Consider the following 17,071-nt stretch of genomic DNA (forward strand, 5'->3'; position numbering starts at 1 on the left):
TCGGCGTTGGTGCGGGTGCCGCGCGCCCGGGCGTAGCTGTTGCCGTTGTGGCTGCCGGCGGCGACGGCGCCGTTGGCGCCGCGAGCGCGGACACGTCCTTCGGCCGCCTGGGCGACCGTGGTCAGGGTGAGCGACAGGATCGCGGCACTCAGCAGGGTGGTGGTCAGGGTCTTCATGTTGGTCATCCTTGATGTGGGTTTGATTTAGGTTTGGGGGAGGGGGGGATACGCGAACTGATGCCCTATCCTGGCTCAAAGCCTGTTACGCGGTGATGTCGCCGGGGTGTGCGAGTGTGACGGGCGGTTACGCGGGGCGGTGGCTGTAACCGCTTGTAACAACTTGCTTGCGGCGGGCGGCGCGGCGGGCGTTATAGTCGCGTTGAGAGGACAATGATGACCGAAACCAAAGGCCGACTGCTGGTGCTGGATGACGACGCGGAGATGCGCGCCCTGCTGCAGCGCTACCTCAGCGAAAACCACCATCAGGTCCGTGCCGTGCCGGACGCGTCGGCCCTGTATCGCCTGCTGGCGCGCGAAAGCTTTGATCTGCTGGTGCTCGACCTGATGATGCCGGGCGAGGATGGGCTGGCGGTGTGCCGCAAGTTGCGCGGCGAAGGTCAGATGATCCCGATTATCATGCTGACGGCGCGCGGCGATCCCGTCGATCGCGTGCTGGGGCTGGAAATGGGCGCCGACGACTACCTGGCCAAGCCCTTCCTGCCGCGTGAGCTGCTGGCGCGAATCGAGGCGGTACGGCGCCGTCAGAGCTTCGTGCCGCAGTTGGGCGGTGCCGGGCAGGGTCAGGTGGTTTTCGGGCCGTACGAACTGGATATGGCGCGGATGCGGCTGACGCGTGACGGCGCAGCCGTGGAGTTGTCGACGCGCGAATTCATGTTGCTCAAGACCCTGGTCAGCCATGCCGGCCGGCCGTTATCGCGCGCCCAGATCATCGACCTGGCCCTGGGCCGCGACGCCGAGATCACCGATCGCGCGGTCGATGTGCAGGTGGTGCGGCTGCGGTGCGGGCCTTCATGCGCGCCCTGGCCGACCGTCTGCGTCGACAGCCCCACCTTGACTGGCGCACCGATGGCGGGCGCCGGCTGTGGGTCCAGGTCTATATGGCCGGCGAGCCCTACTGGATCGGTTTGAAGCCCAAGTCGGTCTATTCCCCCAGTGGCCTGCTCATCACCTTGGGCTTCATTGCCGTCGCCCTGGCGTCGCTGGCGGCCTACTGGCTGAGCCGGCAGTTGCTTAGACCATTGACCGAACTGCGGGCAGCCGCTGACCGGCTCAATCTCAGCGCCAGCCCCGAGCCTCTACGTGAGGACGGCCTGGACGAGATCGCCGGCCTGAGCCGCAGTTTCAACGCCATGACCGAACGGCTGCGCGGCATAGAGGCCAATCGCGCCCTGGTCCTGGCCGGCATTTCGCACGACCTGCGCTCACCCCTGACGAAATTGCGTCTGGGCCTGGAGATGGCCGACATTGATGATCGCGACCTTCGCGAGAGCACGATCCGGCAGGTCGATACCATCGAGACCGTCCTGTCACGTTTCCTGCAATTTGCCCGCGGTTTCGATGCTGAACCCGTCGAGACGGTGGCGCTGGCGGGGGTGTTCGCAACCTTGCGGGCCGACCATGCTGACGCCGGTGTTCAGGCGGAAATGCCGCCGCTAGACGTGACCTTTTTGGCGCGGCCGGTGGCGCTGCGCCGGGCGCTGGGCAATCTGGTCGAAAATGCCCTGCGCTATGGCCGCGCGCCGGTGCGCCTGGCGTGGCGGCGCGAGGGCGAGGCCTTGGTGATCAGCGTCATCGATCAGGGCGAGGGCTTCGCTGAGGAAGACACCGAGTTGTTTCTCAAGCCGTTTGTGCGTGGCGATGCTGCGCGGCAGCCCGACGCCGCCCATATGCCGGGCACGGGGCTGGGCCTGGCCATGGTCGATCAGATCGTCCGGCTGCACGGCTGGCGGCTGGCGTTTAACCGAAGCGCGGTCGGGTTTGAGGCGACCATCATGATTCCGAACCGAGCATAGGCGGGAGGAGGACGTCGTGACCGCCGTGTCGATTGTTAGTTTTCAGCCTTCTGCCAGGGCCTGCGCAACATCGAAACCGGCCCGATGGCAGACGGCTTCATAGTAGCGTAGTTCATTGCCCAAAGCGGTCATGATGCGCTTGAGCGTCTTTTTTGAGGTGGTATCGGCCGTTGACAGCGCGTCTAACTGGCGGATCAGACCGTGTAGGCGGTCTGCGGGAAAGGCGACGTACGGAAAGCGTTGTCCGGGCATAGCGACAACGGTGGAGCCACCAGCCGTGCTGAGCAGGGCGGCTTTTTCGTAGTCGTCGGTGTCGGGCAGTTCGCCCGGCTGCAGCGGAAGGCCAAGGTCGCGGCTGCCAAGCCAGGTCAGGTTGCCGCTGCGGTAGGCTTCGGAGGTGTAGAGCTTGGTGGATATGGCCTGGAGTGTGAGGCTCATGGCCTGGACGGGATCGACTCCGTAACCATGGTATAGTTTTTCTGCACCTATGCCGACGATACGATAGGGGCAACGGGCGTCGTTTCTGCCATGGGGCTCAGGCTTCCAGACGAAAATGTCAACGTGGCCGCCGGGTTTCAGGTCGAAGCGGCGGATAAGGACGGCGTCCTGGATATCCGGTTCGGACATGGTGGATCCATGGGTTGCGCTATCGAATGCCAACCTGGAAAGAGGTTGACACATATTGTGCAGGCTTCAATTTGCACGTCAGCAGACTGCTGGCGTTGGTATAACTGCACATGTTTTGACGATGTTGCAAGCGGACTCCGAAAGGCGAGCCACTTACATAATACCAAGCCTCATAAAGAATGACGCTTGGTATTCGCTTTTATTCAGCTCAAGCGCCGGACTAGGCGCCCCCCATGGCTCCTCGCAAAAACTCGGGCGCGCAAGAACGTTCTCTGGCGCGCTTGCCAACCCGCGATGAGTCAAGGTCATCGCGGGTTGGTATAAGTCCCGTACTGGCGAAGCTGACACCGCCGGCTGTCCCGACGCGATTTATGTGGGTCACCGTCAATGGGATACACAAACCACCCGGCGTAGTTCTGCCAGCCCGGTCCGGATCCGATTTTGGGCAATTTCAAGAGGCACGCCCAGTTCGACCGCCAATTCGCCGTGCGACAGTCCTGACGAAAAACACAAGGTAAGGGCATTTTTTATGTCCGGCTTCATGCCTTCAAGGCACCGGCGGATTTTTGAGCTGGTCCCTGGTAATACCCAATCGCTTTCGTCGTTGCACTCCGTCGCCAGGACTTTTTCGTTCGGGGCTGGGCCTGCACCCTCCTGGGTCGATTTTCGCAACCATTCGATCGCCCGGCGTCTGGCTATTGAAAAAAGCCAGACCCTGGCATCTTGGGCGCGCCGGTCGAAGAGGCAAGCTTTTCGCCATATGCCTACAAAGACGTCCTCAAGCAGGTCCTTGGCAACGTCCTGGCTTCGGGTCATCCGAGCCAATAATGTGAAGAGTCCTGGTCCCAGCCGCTTGCACAGCATCCGGAATGCCAATTGATCCCCAAAAGATATTTTTCCAGTAAAATTTCCGGTTCTGAAGTACAATTTTCCTCGTAAGAATTTAAAATTGTATTTTGAAAGTTTGATTTATATTCGAACATTTGAAAATACTCTCCGCTAATTGGAGACGGTTTCTCATTCAGCGTAAATTTTCAATACGGCGTCATCTATTCGAGCTTTGCATTTATGCGCATTATTGCCGGCTTTAGCGCGTTTGAGGGTAGCGATTGGCGCGGCGCAACACCATGTAGCCGTAACGGTCAGTGTGAGACTGTGTTTTTTGGCAGGTCGTGTGCTTCGAACGCGCCGAGCCAGATGCCTGCTTTTTGTCACCCTTGGGAGTCTCCAATGTCCTTACTTTTTTCAAAGACCACGCTTGGCCCACTGAGCCTGCAAAACCGCATCGTCATGGCGCCGATGACGCGCAGCCGTGCGATCGGCAACATCCCCAATGACCTGATGGCAACCTACTATGCCCAACGCGCATCGGCGGGGCTGATTGTCACCGAAGGCACCTCTCCGTCGCCCAATGGTCTTGGCTATGCCCGTATCCCCGGTATCTTTGATCATGCGCAACTGGCTGGATGGAAAAAGGTTACTGACGCTGTCCACGCAGAGGGGGGCAAGATATTCGTTCAGCTGATGCATACAGGCCGGGTCAGCCACGCCTTGAACCTTCCCGCAGGTGCGCGGGCTATTGGACCTTCTGCCATTGCGGCAGTGGGTGAAATGTGGACCGATACAGAGCAAATGAAATCTCTGCCAACACCCGAGCCCATGAGCGAAAGTGATATCAAGGCCGCGATTTCTGAGTATGTGCAGGCGGCGCAAAATGCGATGACCGCTGGATTCGACGGCATCGAACTGCACGGCGCCAACGGGTATCTCATCGAGCAATTTATTCGCCCCACCTCGAACCAGCGTACAGATAACTATGGCGGGAGCCTTGAGAACCGCGCGCGTTTCCTGATGGATGTCGTTACGGCAACCGTAGCGGCGATCGGCAAGGATCGCGTCGGCGTCCGCCTTTCGCCCTTTGGCGTCTTCAATGATATGCCGGACTATCCAGAGCAGGCGGCCGACTACGCCTATATTGTCGAACAGCTCAATGTGTCGGGCCTCGTCTATCTTCATCTGGTTGATCATTCGTCCATGGGTGCGCCCACGGTTCCGGCGTCTATCAAGGCGGTGTTCCGAAAATCTTTCACGCGGACACTCATCCTTTCGGGTGGCTATGATGCCGCCGGGGCCGAGAGCGATCTCACGGCTGGAAATGGAGATCTCATTGCGGTGGGGCGCCCTCTGCTCGCCAATCCGGATCTGGTTCAGCGCTGGCAGGATGGCGCGGCCTTGAATGCGGCCGATATGGACACCTTCTACACGCCGGGACCAAAGGGCTACACCGACTACCCGGTTGAAGCCACTACGCCCGCATAGAACGGGTTGTGTTCAGACGGAAATGTTTGACAGACGACAACCCGCTTTAATTTTTAGATCGTTTATACGCTCCGCGCGTTTTTGGATTTGATTCCGTGTAAACGCGCTTTGCTAACGGCAAGTGGAACGCCAGGGAAAGATCATGGTAGCGAGGACGGCCGCGATAGGGGAATGGACGACGGCAGACATTCCGTCATTGGACGGCAGACATGTCATCGTAACCGGTGCAAACAGTGGCATTGGATACCAGGCGGCCATGGTTCTGGCCGCACATGGAGCACAGGTCACCCTGGCCTGTCGCGATGTAGCCAAGGGTAATGCGGCGGCTGACGCAATACGTCGCAATTGCGCAAACGCTGCCGTTGCCGTGGCCCGCCTCGATTTGGCGTCTCTCGCATCTGTCCGAAGCTTCGCTGATACTGTTCTGTCACAGGGCCAACCCCTGCATTGCCTGATCAACAACGCCGGTGTCATGGCCCCGCCGAAACGGCTCGAAACCGAGGACGGCTTTGAATTGCAGTTCGGCACCAATGTGCTTGGCCACTTTGCCTTGACGGCCCTGTTGATGCCTGCGCTCGAACGGCCAGCACGCGAAACCTCTGGTCACGTCACGGCCCCCCAGCCTTCGAACCGGGCACGCGTTGTGATCGTCGCGTCTATTGCGCACAAACGTGGCCGGATCGATTTCGACGACCTGCAATCCGAGAAAGCCTATTCCGCCATGGGATCCTATGCGCAATCGAAGCTGGCCGATCTCATGTTCGCCTTTGAACTGGATCGCCGGCTGCGTGCGGCAGGGTCCAAGGTCTTGTCTGTCGCGGTACATCCTGGTGTGGCGAGCACGAATCTGTTTCGGACCGGCGACTATAGCGGCATGGAAAAAGTTGTGCGCGACGCTCTCGGTCCCGTCATCGGGGCGGTGCTCAATACGGATGCAGCGGGCGCCCTGCCAACCCTATACGCGTCAATTGCCGACACAGTTGTGGGGGCGGATATTATGGGCCGCAAGGCCTGCTTGAAGCGCGCGGCAAGCGGATAGGAAAAGCCAGGGTTGCCGTTCAGGCAAATGACATTGAGGCCGCCACCCGGCTTTGGGAGGCCTGCGAAGGTCTCACCGACACGACTTTCTCGATTTAAAACAGGATTCGCGCGGGTTGTGTTCAAATGGAAACGTTAGGCGGAACACAATCTGACTTGTGAATCCGATAGCCTGAAGTGGGGAGAGGGAGTTTTTTGATAGCTTCGACTACGTCGCCGGGATGAAATCTTGAAAGCGCTTTCAAGCTGTGTCAGTTTCAGGGCCTGATACTACCGGTTATATGGCGGGGATGACGTGAACACCGGGAAACCGACGATCGACGATGTAGCGGCGCTGGCCGGCGTAGCCCGGGTCACTGTGTCACGCGTGCTCAATGGCGGCCCCAATGTCTCCGAGAAGGCGCGCAAGGCCGTCCTGGCCGCCGTCGACAAGCTGCAGTTCAAGGTCAATATGCAGGCGCGCTTCCTGGCCGGTGGCAAGTCGCATACCGTCGGGCTGCTTTATTCCTCCGACCTCGAATCCGAACCGAACTCCTTCTATTACGCCGGTCTCGAACTGGGAGCGCTACGCGCCTGTTCCAAGGCCGGCTTCCAACTCAGCATGCATGCCGTCAACCAGCATTCGCTGCGCAAGAACGAGATGATCCTCGAACTGGTGTCGTCCAAACGCTACGAGGGCCTGATCTTGACGCCGCCTTTTGCCGATGACATCGGGCTGCTGCAGGCGATTACCGATCTGAATTTCCCGGTTGTGGCGGTGTCGGCCGGCCATGATGCGCAGAAGCTGGTCCCCGCCGTCGGCATCGACGACGAAGCCGCCGGCTATGAGATTACCCGCCATCTGATCTCGTTGGGGCATCGCAAGTTCGCCTTCATCAAAGGGCTGGAAGGTCATATCTCGGCTGAAGATCGTTATTTCGGCTTCGTCCGCGCGTTGCGCGAAGCCGGATTGGAAGCGTCCGACATGCCAACGGCGCGTGGCAACTTCACCTTCAAGTCTGGCACTGACATGGCGAATCAACTGCTGTGCGGGGAGGGGTTCACGGCCCTGGTCTGCGCCAATGACGACATGGCGGTCGGGGCCTTGTTCGCGGCGCATAAAGCGGGATTGGCCTTGCCGCAGGATATCTCCATCGTTGGTTTCGACGATACGCCGGTGTCGGAGATCATCTGGCCGCCCCTGACGACCGTGCACCAGCCGTTGAAAGTCATGGGCCGGAAGGCCGCAGAGATCCTGTTCGAACGGATTTCCGGAGAGCGCATGCAGGGAAACGTGAAGCCCGTGTCGTATGTGGTGCCGCACACCCTGGTGCTGCGTGAATCGGCCGTCAGCCCGCTGAAGAGCCTGATGAAAGCGCGCTCATAGGTTCGATCGAAGGTGAGTTTTTTGCGAGAGCGGAGTTCGACGTCTTCGCCCGTGAAAGGGTTGTCCACAGATAAGCCAGACAAGCCAGATGGACAGCGCGTGGCATCACCGGCGGCGCCATTTTGGGTGTGAAAGCCATGACGAGCTTCGCTCGTCGATGAATGATGAAGTTCCTGTTGTGGCTGGGTTTGCGATGTCCATCTGGCTTGTCTGGCTTATCTGTGGACAACCCTTTTCCTGCTTTTCCACCTTCTCGAACCCCGCCGGATTTGTGCCAAAAATGGCTCACCTCCCGCCTCCGAGTCAATGTTACCGCAACCACCGAATTTTTTGCGGTTGACGCCGGACGCATTCTTTGGCTTAAATTGGAAGCGCTTCCATTTTGACGAAGAGTGAAGCAACAGAACAGGCCCAAAACTGGGTTCCAGGGAGGACAACAATGAAGAATGAACAACGCCGCGCGCGGCGCGGTCGTTTGGCGTATCTGGCTCTGTCGGTCGCCGCCGGCGCGCTGCTGATGGCTGCCGGCGAAGCGGCTGCCGAGGTCACACCAACCGAAGGCGAGGCGCCTCAGGATGACGCCGTCGTCGTTACCGGCCTGCGCAAGGGCTTGCAGGATTCCTTGACCCTCAAGAAGCGCAGCACCTCTATCGTCGAAGCCGTCTCGGCCGAGGACATCGGCAAGTTGCCTGATGCCTCGATCGCCGAATCCCTGGCGCGTCTGCCAGGCCTGGCAGCGCAACGGGTCGGCGGCCGGTCGCAGACCATCTCCATCCGCGGCCTGTCGCCGGACTTTTCGACGACTCTTCTGAATGGCCGCTTGCAGGTGTCGTCGGGCGACAACCGCGCCGCCGAATTCGACCAGTATCCGTCGGAAATGGTCTCGTCGGCTATCGTCTACAAAACGCCGGATGCCGCCATCACCGGCCAGGGCCTGTCGGGTACGGTTGTGCTAAACACCATCCGCCCGCTGGACCATAAGAAGCGGGTGATCTCGGTCAATCTGCGCGGTTCGGTCAACACCAATGGCGAGGTCAATCCAGGCTTTTCGGCCAATGGCAACCGCCTCTCCGTCGCCTATATCGACCAGTTCATGGACGGAAAGCTGGGTGTGGCCCTGTCCTATGCCCACCTCGAGGACCCGTCGCAGCTCCAGCACTCCAAGAGCTGGTGGTGGGACCGCCAGGGCAATGACTCGATCACCGGTCAGCCGCGTTACGGCGCGGGCAATGGCGACGTCATGGGCCTGCATGGCGTCGAAGCCTGGGCGACGTCGCGCGAACAGGTCCGCGACGGCTTCATGGCCGTGTTGGACTTCAAGCCGGGCGACAATTTCCGCTCGGTCAACGACTTCTACTATTCGGTCTTCGACCAGAACGAAGTGTCGCACGGCGCCCAGTGGTACCAGACCCAGTGGACCGACGACATCCATATCAGCAATGCGACCATTGAGGAGATTGGCGGTTCGCGCATCGCCACAGGCCAGACGGTCGCCGGCGTCGTGCCGATCGTTCGTAACGACAACAATACCCGCCGCGACGAGATGTTCTCGTTCGGCTCCAACAACCGGTTCAACATCGGTGCGTGGCGCTCGGTGCTGGACTTTGGCTATTCGCGCTCGGTGCGCAAGGAAAGCATCAACGAAACCTATGCCGGTTATGGCACCTCGCCGACGCCTTTGACGCGCACGCCCGACACGATTGTGGAGACCATTCCATTCGGCGGTTTCCCGCAACTGGATCCGAGCTTCGATTATGCCGATGCCGACCATGTCTATCTCGGCGATGCCGCACCGTGGGGCGGGTGGTCACACGACGGCACCCAGCGCAATCCCAAGGTCACCGACCAGTTGACGACGGCGCGTTTCAGCGGCGCCCGCGATATCGAATGGGGCGGCTTCAAGGGGCTGGAACTGGGCCTCGACTATTCGCACCGCATCAAGACCCGCGGCGTCGAAGAGTTCGATCTGTGCCTGAAGGGCTGGAACCAGGCGACCTTCGACTGCCATGGCACGCGCGTGCGCGTTGCCGACGGCGATCTGCAGGAAGCCACCGACATTAGTTGGGCCGGGTTCGGCAGCGTCCTTTCCTACTACCTGCCGGACATCCTGGACACGTATTACGACAAGCGTCCGATCCGCAACGAGGACAATCTCAACAAGTACTGGCAGGTCGACGAGCAACTCGTCACCCTGTTCGGCAAGCTGAGTATCGACAGCGCGATCAACGGCCATGGCCTTCGCGGTAATCTGGGCCTGCAATATGTCCACGCCACCCAGACCTCCTACGGCAACGAGATCGTGACGCCGTCGGGGCCCTATGGCGACCCCAACCGGCCAGCCATCGGCCAGTGGGTGTCGCAAAGCACATCGTATGGCGACTTCCTGCCCAGCCTGAACCTGATCCTGGACCTGGACGACGACTCGGTACTGCGTTTTGGCGCCAACCGCGCCATGGCCCGTCCGCGCATGGACGATCTGCGCGCCAGCCGCAATGCCGGAGTCAGCCAGATCGGTCAGCACTGGAGCGGGGGCGGCGGCAATCCGAACCTCAAGCCGTGGATCGCCGATGGCGTTGACCTGTCGTATGAGCGCTACTTCAACAAGACCAGCTATATCGGCGTCGCCACCTTCCAGAAGGTGCTGCGGACCTATATCCGCGGCCAGACGGTCGACGGGTTCGACTTCTCGGGTTGGGCCAATTCGAGCAATGTGACGCCGATCGCGTGGCTGAGCAAGGCACAGTTGGAAGCCTTGGGCCAGCCCGTTCCGGACAGCTATCCCTATCCCAACGGCGCGCCGGCCACGATCGGCAGCTTCTCGCAGCCGATCAACGGCTTCGGCGGCAATGTCAGCGGCCTGGAGCTGTCTGGCGCCATTGACGGCAGCCTGATCTGGGATGCCCTGGATGGTTTTGGCGCCATTGGCAGTTTTTCACGCGGGTGGACCAATATCCGGGCGGGCGATCCGACCGATCCGGCCAAGTTGCCGGGCTTCTCGGGCGATATCGTCAGCGCCACGGTCTATTATGAAAAGGCCGGCTTCTCGGCCCGCCTGAACTATCGCTGGCGGTCAGAGTTCCTGGGCGAAACCTATCAGCTGTTCGCCAACCGCGGGGCGACCCGTATTTTGGCGGACGACCAGGTCGACGGTCAGATCAGCTACGAGATGCAGGATGGGCCCCTTAAGGGCCTGACCTGGATGGTTCAGGGCTACAACCTGACCAACTCCAACTACCAGACCCAGTTGAAGGTCTCCGAGAACCGGACCAGCGACGGTACTTCTTTCCCCGAGAACTACGAGGAGTACGGCCAGACCATCCTGTTTGGCTTCAGCTACCGCTTCCAGTGAGCCTTCCCGGCGGCCGGGCAGGGTTGCCCGGCCGCTACTTTTCATTTTCGTGACGCAGTTGAAGACTCTCCCGCCCCGTTTACGGGGTGAGCGCAGCGAAAGGACCGCGAAGCGGTGGGAGGGGCATTGCCGTCAGTATACCCCTCCGCCGGCTTCGCCGGCACCTCCCCACATGTGGGGAGGAGGGCCCCTTCCGTCTCATGGCTTCGCCATGATCCACCTCCCCCGCAAGCAGGGGAGGAGGTTTTTCCGCGATCCCAACGCTAGAATACCGGATTTCCCCATGTCCCTGTTGTCCACAGTCGCCCGTATCGCCCTGGTATCCATTCTTTTCGCATCAACTCCGGCCTTGGCGAAAGAACCCCTGACCGATTGGCCGCATATCACCTCGGCCATCCCTCAGGACGCCGCCACGGAAGCCAAGATCGCCAAAATGGTCGCCGGCATGAGCCTTCGGGACAAGGTCGCCCAGATGACCCAGGTCGAGATCAAGACGGTCACGCCCCAGGACATCAGGACCTATCAGTTCGGCTCGGTGCTGAACGGCGGCGGCTCGTGGCCGAACATGGACAAGTACGCCACGGCCAAAGACTGGGTCGCCATGGCCGACAGCTTCCATGCCCAGGCCAAGATCCCGCTGCTGTGGGGCACGGATGCTGTCCATGGCCATTCCAATGTCGTCGGCGCCACCCTGTTTCCCCACAATATCGGCCTGGGCGCCGCCCGCGATCCGGAGCTGATCGGTGATATCGCCGCCGCGACGGGCAAGGCGGTTCGCGCCACCGGCGTCAACTGGGCTTTCGCGCCGACCCTGGCCGTGGTCGAGGACGGCCGCTGGGGCCGCACCTACGAAGGCTTTTCGTCTGACCCGCAACTGATCCACGACTATGCCCGGGCCTATGTCGACGGCATGCAGGGTAATTTCCAAGGTCCCGGAAATATCGTCGCCACCGCCAAGCACTATATCGGTGACGGAGGCACGGCCCAGGGTATCGACCAGGGGATTACGCCGGCTAGCGAGGCCGAACTGATCAATGTCCACGCCCAGGGCTATTTTGGCGCGCTCGAAGCCGGTGTGCAGACGGTCATGGTCTCTTACAGCAGTTGGACCGATACCGGGACAGGCAAGGCTTACGGGAAGATGCACGGCAACGGCTACCTGGTGAATGACGTCCTGAAGGGCAAGATGGGTTTTGACGGTTTCGTCATCTCCGACTGGAACGCCATCGAGCAGATCCCTGGGTGCACCAAGGACCGCTGCCCCCAGGCGATCAACGCCGGTGTCGACATGATCATGGTGCCGTTCGATTGGAAGGCGTTCATCGACAACACTGTTGCCGACGTTGAAATCGGCGACATCCCTATGTCCCGCATCGATGACGCGGTCACCCGCATCCTGCGGGTCAAGATGCGCGCCGGGTTGTTCGGCGCCAAGCCCTCAGCCAGCCCTTACGCAGGCAAGCCCCAGGCTTTGCAGGCGCGTGACCTGGCGCGGCGGGCGGTGGCGGAGACGCTGGTCCTGCTGAAAAACGAGGGGGGCCTGCCGCTAAAGGCCGGTGCAAAGATTTTGGTCGTCGGCAAGAGCGCCAACAACATGGCCAATCAGTCAGGCGGTTGGAGTATCACCTGGCAGGGGACGGAGACGAGCAATGCCGACTATCCCGTGGGGGACAGCTTGCTGACCGCCATCAAGGCCACCAATACCGGCGGCACTGTAACCTACAGCGCCGCCGGCGCCGATGTCGATGTCAGCCAGTTTGACGTCGTGGTCGCCGTGATCGGCGAGACGCCCTATGCCGAGGGCAAGGGTGACATCAAGCCCGACCAGAGCCTGGCCCATAGCGACCGCTACCCTGAGGACATTGCCGCGTTGAACGCTGTGTCCGGTAAGGGGAAACCCGTGGTCACCGTGTTCGAGTCCGGCCGGACCGTCTATGCCAATGACCTGATCAACGCCTCGGACGCGTTTGTTGCGGCCTGGTTGCCGGGTACCGAAGGCAAGGGCGTCACCGATGTCCTGTTCGGGCAGAAGGATTTCAAGGGCGTGCTGCCCTTTGCCTGGCCGGGCGCGCCGTGCGAAGGTCGCACACTTTTTCCGGCAGGTTACGGCCTGAGCTATACGAATCAAGCAACCGTCACCACACTGGAGTTCATTGAAACTCCAGGATGCCCTCATGCCCAATCCCATTGAAAACATCGTCATCGTCGGCGGTGGCACAGCCGGCTGGATGGCGGCCGCCATGCTGGCCAAGCTGATCGTCGCCAAGGCGCCGAAACCGCCTACCGTCACGCTGATCGAGTCCGACGATATCAGCACGGTCGGGGTCGGTGAGGCGACGATTCCCGCTATCAAGAAGTATATGTCGCTGCTCGGTATCAACGAAGCCGATTTTCTGAAATTCACCCAGGGTACGTTCAAGCTGGGGATCGAGTTTGTCGACTGGGAGCGGTTGGGCGAAAGCTATATCCATGGCTTCGGCAAGATCGGTCAGGACCTGGGCTGGATGCGGCCGCACCAGTACTGGCTCAAGATGCGCAACAGTGGCAAGGTGTCGCCACGGTTCGACGATTACGCCATCAACCCGACGGCCTGCCGTCACAACCGTTTCAACAAACGCAACGGCGATGATCGCAAGACGCCGCTTAACGATATTGGCTACGCTTACCACTTCGATGCCGGTCTGATGGCGCAGTATCTGCGCCGGATCGCTGAGCCCCTGGGCGTGAAGCGCGTCGAAGGCACGATTGTCGATGTGCGTCTGAAAGCGGAGAACGGTCATGTCAAGTCGGTCGCGCTCAAGGACGGCCAGGTGGTCGGCGGTGACTTCTTCATCGATTGCTCCGGCTTTCGCAGCCTGTTGATCGGCGGCGCCCTGGGCGTTGGCTACGAGAGCTGGAGCCAGTGGCTGCCCTGCGATCGTGCCCTGGCGGTGCCGTGCGCCAGCGTCACACCGACGACGCCCTATACCCGGTCGACGGCGCGCACGGCGGGATGGCAGTGGCGCATTCCGTTGCAGCATCGCATCGGCAACGGCCACGTTTATTCCAGCCGGTTTACCAGCGATGATGAAGCCGCCCGGGTGTTGATGGACAATCTTGACGGAAAGGCCCTGGCCGATCCGCGCCCGATCCGGTTCGAAACCGGCAAGCGCAAGAAGCTGTGGGAAAAGAATGTGCTCGCCGTGGGCTTGAGCGGGGGCTTCATCGAGCCGCTGGAATCGACCAGCATCCATCTCATTCAGACGACCGTGCTGCGGCTGCTGAACCTGTTTCCGGACAAGGACTTCGATCCGGCGACGGCGGCGGAGTACAACGCCCAGGCCGATTTCGAAATTGAACGGATCCGTGACTTCGTCATCGCCCATTACAAGCTGACGTCACGCGATGACAGTGAGATGTGGCGCTACTGTCGGGACATGGCGGTTCCCGACACGCTGGCGCGAAAGCTGGATGGCTTTGCCGCCTCCGGCCGGGTGTTCAAGGAGAATGAAGAGCTGTTCGCGGAAGACAGCTGGATCCAGGTCCTGATGGGCCAGGGGTTGATGCCGAGAGGGTACGACCCGATCGTCGACAACTACCCGGAAGAGACCATCATTGCCTATCTGAACAATATTTCCGGCGTGGTGGCCAAGTGCGTCGCCGCCATGCCGACGCACGACCAGTTTGTCGCGGCCTACTGCGCGGCGGAAATGCCATAAAAAACAAAGGAGAGGGACTATGCGGACGGGAACGAAGAGATGGCTGTGCGTAACGGCGGCAATGGTGGTGGCCTTGTCGGCTGGGCTGGCGGCGTGCGGTGGCGCCAGCGCGGGCGGGGGAGGAGGGGGCGGTACGTCGTCCTCGTCGTCGAGTTCTTCCAGTTCTTCAAGTGCAGGGAGTCTGATCCCGTCCGCCGTCTCAGCCCAGGTTTGGCAGACCAATGCCGATCAGGCGAAGCTTCTGGCCAAACAGAGCGACAGCCCGTTCAACCTGACCACGGCTTCTGGTGTCGTGATCACGGTGGATGCCGCCCAGACCTACCAGACCATGGTCGGGTTTGGCGCCTCGATGACCGATGCCTCGGCCTATCTGATCCGCAACCGTATGTCGCCCGCCCAGCGCGATGCCCTGATGACCGAGTTGTTCGGTAAGGACGGGCTGGACCTCAGCTTTATGCGCCTGACCATAGGGGCGTCGGATTTTTCGCAGACCCACTACACCTATGACGACATGCCGGCGGGGGCGACCGACCCGACGCTGGCGCATTTCTCTTTGGCGCCAGCGAAGACCGATGTCATTCCGGCGATGAAGCAGGCCCTGGCGCTGAACGACCATATGACCGTCATGGCCTCGCCGTGGAGCGCGCCGGGCTGGATGAAGTCGTCCGACAGCCTAATCAAGGGCTCACTGAACCCGACTGCGTACGGTCCGTTTGCCGATTATCTCGTGCGCTACGTCCAGGAGATGGGGACGGAAGGCGTGCCGATCAAAATGCTGACCCTGCAGAATGAGCCGCATTTCGAGCCGGACAACTATCCCGGCATGAATGTCACCGCGGCGTCGCGGGCGGCCTTTATTGGCGGGCATTTGGGACCGAAACTGGCCTCCGCCGGTCTGGACGTGAAGATCCTCGACCATGATCATAACTGGGATCTGGCGTCATCACCATCGGCGGTTCTGGCCGATCCGGTCGCCAATCCTTACGTCGCCGGCGTCGCCTGGCACTGTTACGGCGGCGATGTGTCGGCGCAATCGACGGTGCATGACGCCTATCCGACCAAGGACGCGTATTTCACGGAGTGTTCGGGCGGTGCCTGGGCGGCGGACTTCGGGCCCAATTTCGGCTGGCAGATGAAGAACCTGATCATCGGTTCGACGCGGCACTGGGCCAAGGGCGTGTTGCTGTGGAACCTGGCGCTGGATGAGACCTACGGCCCGCACCTGGGCGGCTGTGGTGATTGCCGCGGCGTGGTGACGATCAATTCGGCGACCGGAAACGTTACGAGAAATCTGGAATATTATGCCCTGGGCCATGTCAGCAAGTTCATCAAGCCCGGAGCCGTTCGCATTTCCTCGAACAGTTCTGGCGGGCTGGAAACGGTGGCGTTCAAGAACACGGATGGGACGCTTGCCTTGGTGGTGCTGAATGCGAACACGACGGCGACAGCGTTTTCGGTGGTCTCGTCGGGTTCGGGCATGGGGTACACCCTGCCGGCCGGCGCAGCGGCGACCTTTACCTGGAAGCCGTAGATAGCGGCAACACCCTTCGCGCCTTCGCGTCGTCGTGTGAGACATACTTTTGTCGAAGAGGTTTCATGCGAAGGCGCGAAGAAGCGGCACAGCACATGGACCACCGGCTATAGGCGTCGGGATTTTAGACGTCCAACGACTGCATGGCCGAGCGCTGTGCGGCCTTGCGGTCGGCGCGGCGTTCTTCGCCGGTGTAGGTGTCGGCCGAGCGACGGCGACGGTCGGGGCCCTTGTAGTTCAGCGCCAGCACAAAGCAGCGTGGATAGTCGGCAACGGCGACAAGCTTGCGGAACAATTCTTTTGGGACCACCGGCTTGACGCAGACTTCGTTGATGCCGGCGTCGCGGGCGGCCTCGATGCGCTTCCTTTCGGTCGAGCCCGAGATGATGATGATCGGCGAAAAGCGGTTGGGATGGTGCTCTTTCGCCCGCACCCGCCGGGTTATGGCCAGGCCGTCGCCGCCTTCCAGCACATAGTCGAGCAGGATGAAATCGTACTCGGACCGCTCCATGGCGATGTCCGCTTCTTCTGCGGAGGTCGCTGAGAAGATGCGTTTGGCGCCGAACCCGCGGAGGACCGTTTCCAGGATCTGCCGCATATGGGCATTGGAATCGACGATCAGGATTTTACAGTTTTGAAGTCCGACCATACCACCCCCGGGCACGTAAGCGAACGTTGTTACACGCGCAGGATGTACCTTGGAGCGTTAATAAGGGTTTAAAGTTACGGCGGTTAACGCATAACGAGTGGTATCCGAGTTGCCCTAATATTCTCCTGCGATCGGCGGTCCACTGTGCGGGCCGGGGTCGTAACCAATCGCGATCCGGCTAATCTGCCGCTGCACTTCGTCTTCCAGCTCCGATTGTTCAGAGCCATATCGGTCAATCACCCCAAGCTGGTTCCAATGCGAGCGAGCAAATCCGTCTTCTAAGTGATTGTAATAGATGACGTAGGAGCCGATCATCGCGACAACCCAGAACGAACCAAAAGTGGCCAGTGTCCATTCTTGCGGTGGAACGCAGATTGCATCCCAGAGGCGGCGTTGCTCCAACGACATGCGATCCCGGCCGTCATTTATCAGGTCCCAGAGCTGGCTTTCCGGAAACGACAT

General features: G+C 60.7%; 13 protein-coding genes. 9 read left to right on the forward strand and 4 right to left on the reverse strand.

The features are described from left to right. Positions 1 to 392: 392 nt before the first annotated feature. A complete protein-coding gene (locus ABI_RS10145) occupies positions 393 to 1,148 on the forward strand; it encodes a response regulator (protein WP_157138768.1) in 756 nt (251 codons plus the stop codon). Further along, positions 1,031 to 2,032, forward strand: a complete 1,002-nt coding sequence (locus ABI_RS10150; protein WP_157138769.1) for an ATP-binding protein — start codon at positions 1,031 to 1,033, stop codon at positions 2,030 to 2,032. The genes ABI_RS10145 and ABI_RS10150 overlap by 118 nt, the downstream gene beginning before the upstream one ends. A 42-nt stretch (positions 2,033 to 2,074) precedes the next feature. Here ABI_RS10150 and ABI_RS10155 read toward each other — a convergent pair whose 3' ends face one another. Then, positions 2,075 to 2,659: a DUF6968 family protein gene (locus tag ABI_RS10155; protein WP_006272852.1), complete on the reverse strand. Its 585-nt coding sequence runs from the start codon at positions 2,657 to 2,659 to the stop codon at positions 2,075 to 2,077. 384 nt (positions 2,660 to 3,043) lie between these two features. Further along, on the reverse strand, positions 3,044 to 3,586 hold the full coding sequence (locus ABI_RS10160) for an RNA polymerase sigma factor (RefSeq protein WP_157138770.1): 543 nt from the start codon (positions 3,584 to 3,586) through the stop codon (positions 3,044 to 3,046). 303 nt (positions 3,587 to 3,889) lie between these two features. On the opposite strand from ABI_RS10160, the gene ABI_RS10165 reads away from it, so the two are divergent. The 7 genes from ABI_RS10165 (at position 3,890) to ABI_RS10195 (ending at position 15,960) form a co-directional block, all read left to right on the forward strand. Next, positions 3,890 to 4,978 (forward strand): alkene reductase, encoded by a 1,089-nt coding sequence (locus ABI_RS10165; protein WP_006272853.1) that lies wholly within the window; start codon positions 3,890 to 3,892, stop codon positions 4,976 to 4,978. 142 nt (positions 4,979 to 5,120) lie between these two features. Then, entirely contained in the window at positions 5,121 to 6,017 is an 897-nt protein-coding gene (locus ABI_RS10170) for an oxidoreductase (protein ID WP_083811449.1), read from the forward strand. Between the two features lie 294 nt (positions 6,018 to 6,311). After that, on the forward strand, positions 6,312 to 7,382 hold the full coding sequence (locus tag ABI_RS10175; RefSeq protein WP_006272855.1) for a LacI family DNA-binding transcriptional regulator: 1,071 nt from the start codon (positions 6,312 to 6,314) through the stop codon (positions 7,380 to 7,382). Between the two features lie 439 nt (positions 7,383 to 7,821). Continuing rightward, positions 7,822 to 10,731, forward strand: a complete 2,910-nt coding sequence (locus ABI_RS10180; protein ID WP_006272856.1) for a TonB-dependent receptor — start codon at positions 7,822 to 7,824, stop codon at positions 10,729 to 10,731. Positions 10,732 to 11,014: 283 nt separating this feature from the next. Further along, positions 11,015 to 12,922: a glycoside hydrolase family 3 protein gene (locus tag ABI_RS10185; RefSeq protein WP_006272857.1), complete on the forward strand. Its 1,908-nt coding sequence runs from the start codon at positions 11,015 to 11,017 to the stop codon at positions 12,920 to 12,922. Then, entirely contained in the window at positions 12,906 to 14,429 is a 1,524-nt protein-coding gene (locus ABI_RS10190) for a tryptophan halogenase family protein (RefSeq protein WP_006272858.1), read from the forward strand. The genes ABI_RS10185 and ABI_RS10190 overlap by 17 nt, the downstream gene beginning before the upstream one ends. A gap of 19 nt (positions 14,430 to 14,448) precedes the next feature. Then, the gene (locus tag ABI_RS10195) at positions 14,449 to 15,960 is read left to right on the forward strand and encodes a glycoside hydrolase family 30 protein (RefSeq protein WP_245531320.1); all 1,512 of its coding nucleotides are present in this window, start codon (positions 14,449 to 14,451) and stop codon (positions 15,958 to 15,960) included. 124 nt (positions 15,961 to 16,084) lie between these two features. Here ABI_RS10195 and ABI_RS10200 read toward each other — a convergent pair whose 3' ends face one another. Both ABI_RS10200 and ABI_RS10205 read right to left on the reverse strand, forming a co-directional pair. Next, positions 16,085 to 16,609 (reverse strand): response regulator, encoded by a 525-nt coding sequence (locus ABI_RS10200; protein ID WP_006272860.1) that lies wholly within the window; start codon positions 16,607 to 16,609, stop codon positions 16,085 to 16,087. 114 nt (positions 16,610 to 16,723) lie between these two features. Next, positions 16,724 to 17,071 (reverse strand): hypothetical protein, encoded by a 348-nt coding sequence (locus ABI_RS10205; RefSeq protein ID WP_040309128.1) that lies wholly within the window; start codon positions 17,069 to 17,071, stop codon positions 16,724 to 16,726.

The sequence above is a fragment of the Asticcacaulis biprosthecium C19 genome, assembly GCF_000204015.1.
GTDB classification, from domain to species: domain Bacteria; phylum Pseudomonadota; class Alphaproteobacteria; order Caulobacterales; family Caulobacteraceae; genus Asticcacaulis; species Asticcacaulis biprosthecius.

Bases quoted from the DNA above. Each gene is read 5' to 3' on its own strand.
- ABI_RS10145 (WP_157138768.1), top strand. From the start codon at position 393: ATGACCGAAACCAAAGGCCGACTGCTGGTGCTGGATGACGACGCGGAG.
- ABI_RS10150 (WP_157138769.1), top strand. From the start codon at position 1,031: ATGCGCGCCCTGGCCGACCGTCTGCGTCGACAGCCCCACCTTGACTGG.
- ABI_RS10155 (WP_006272852.1), bottom strand. From the start codon at position 2,659: ATGTCCGAACCGGATATCCAGGACGCCGTCCTTATCCGCCGCTTCGAC.
- ABI_RS10165 (WP_006272853.1), top strand. From the start codon at position 3,890: ATGTCCTTACTTTTTTCAAAGACCACGCTTGGCCCACTGAGCCTGCAA.
- ABI_RS10170 (WP_083811449.1), top strand. From the start codon at position 5,121: ATGGTAGCGAGGACGGCCGCGATAGGGGAATGGACGACGGCAGACATT.
- ABI_RS10180 (WP_006272856.1), top strand. From the start codon at position 7,822: ATGAAGAATGAACAACGCCGCGCGCGGCGCGGTCGTTTGGCGTATCTG.
- ABI_RS10185 (WP_006272857.1), top strand. From the start codon at position 11,015: ATGTCCCTGTTGTCCACAGTCGCCCGTATCGCCCTGGTATCCATTCTT.
- ABI_RS10190 (WP_006272858.1), top strand. From the start codon at position 12,906: ATGCCCAATCCCATTGAAAACATCGTCATCGTCGGCGGTGGCACAGCC.
- ABI_RS10195 (WP_245531320.1), top strand. From the start codon at position 14,449: ATGCGGACGGGAACGAAGAGATGGCTGTGCGTAACGGCGGCAATGGTG.
- ABI_RS10200 (WP_006272860.1), bottom strand. From the start codon at position 16,609: ATGGTCGGACTTCAAAACTGTAAAATCCTGATCGTCGATTCCAATGCC.
- ABI_RS10205 (WP_040309128.1), bottom strand. From the start codon at position 17,071: ATGTCGTTTCCGGAAAGCCAGCTCTGGGACCTGATAAATGACGGCCGG.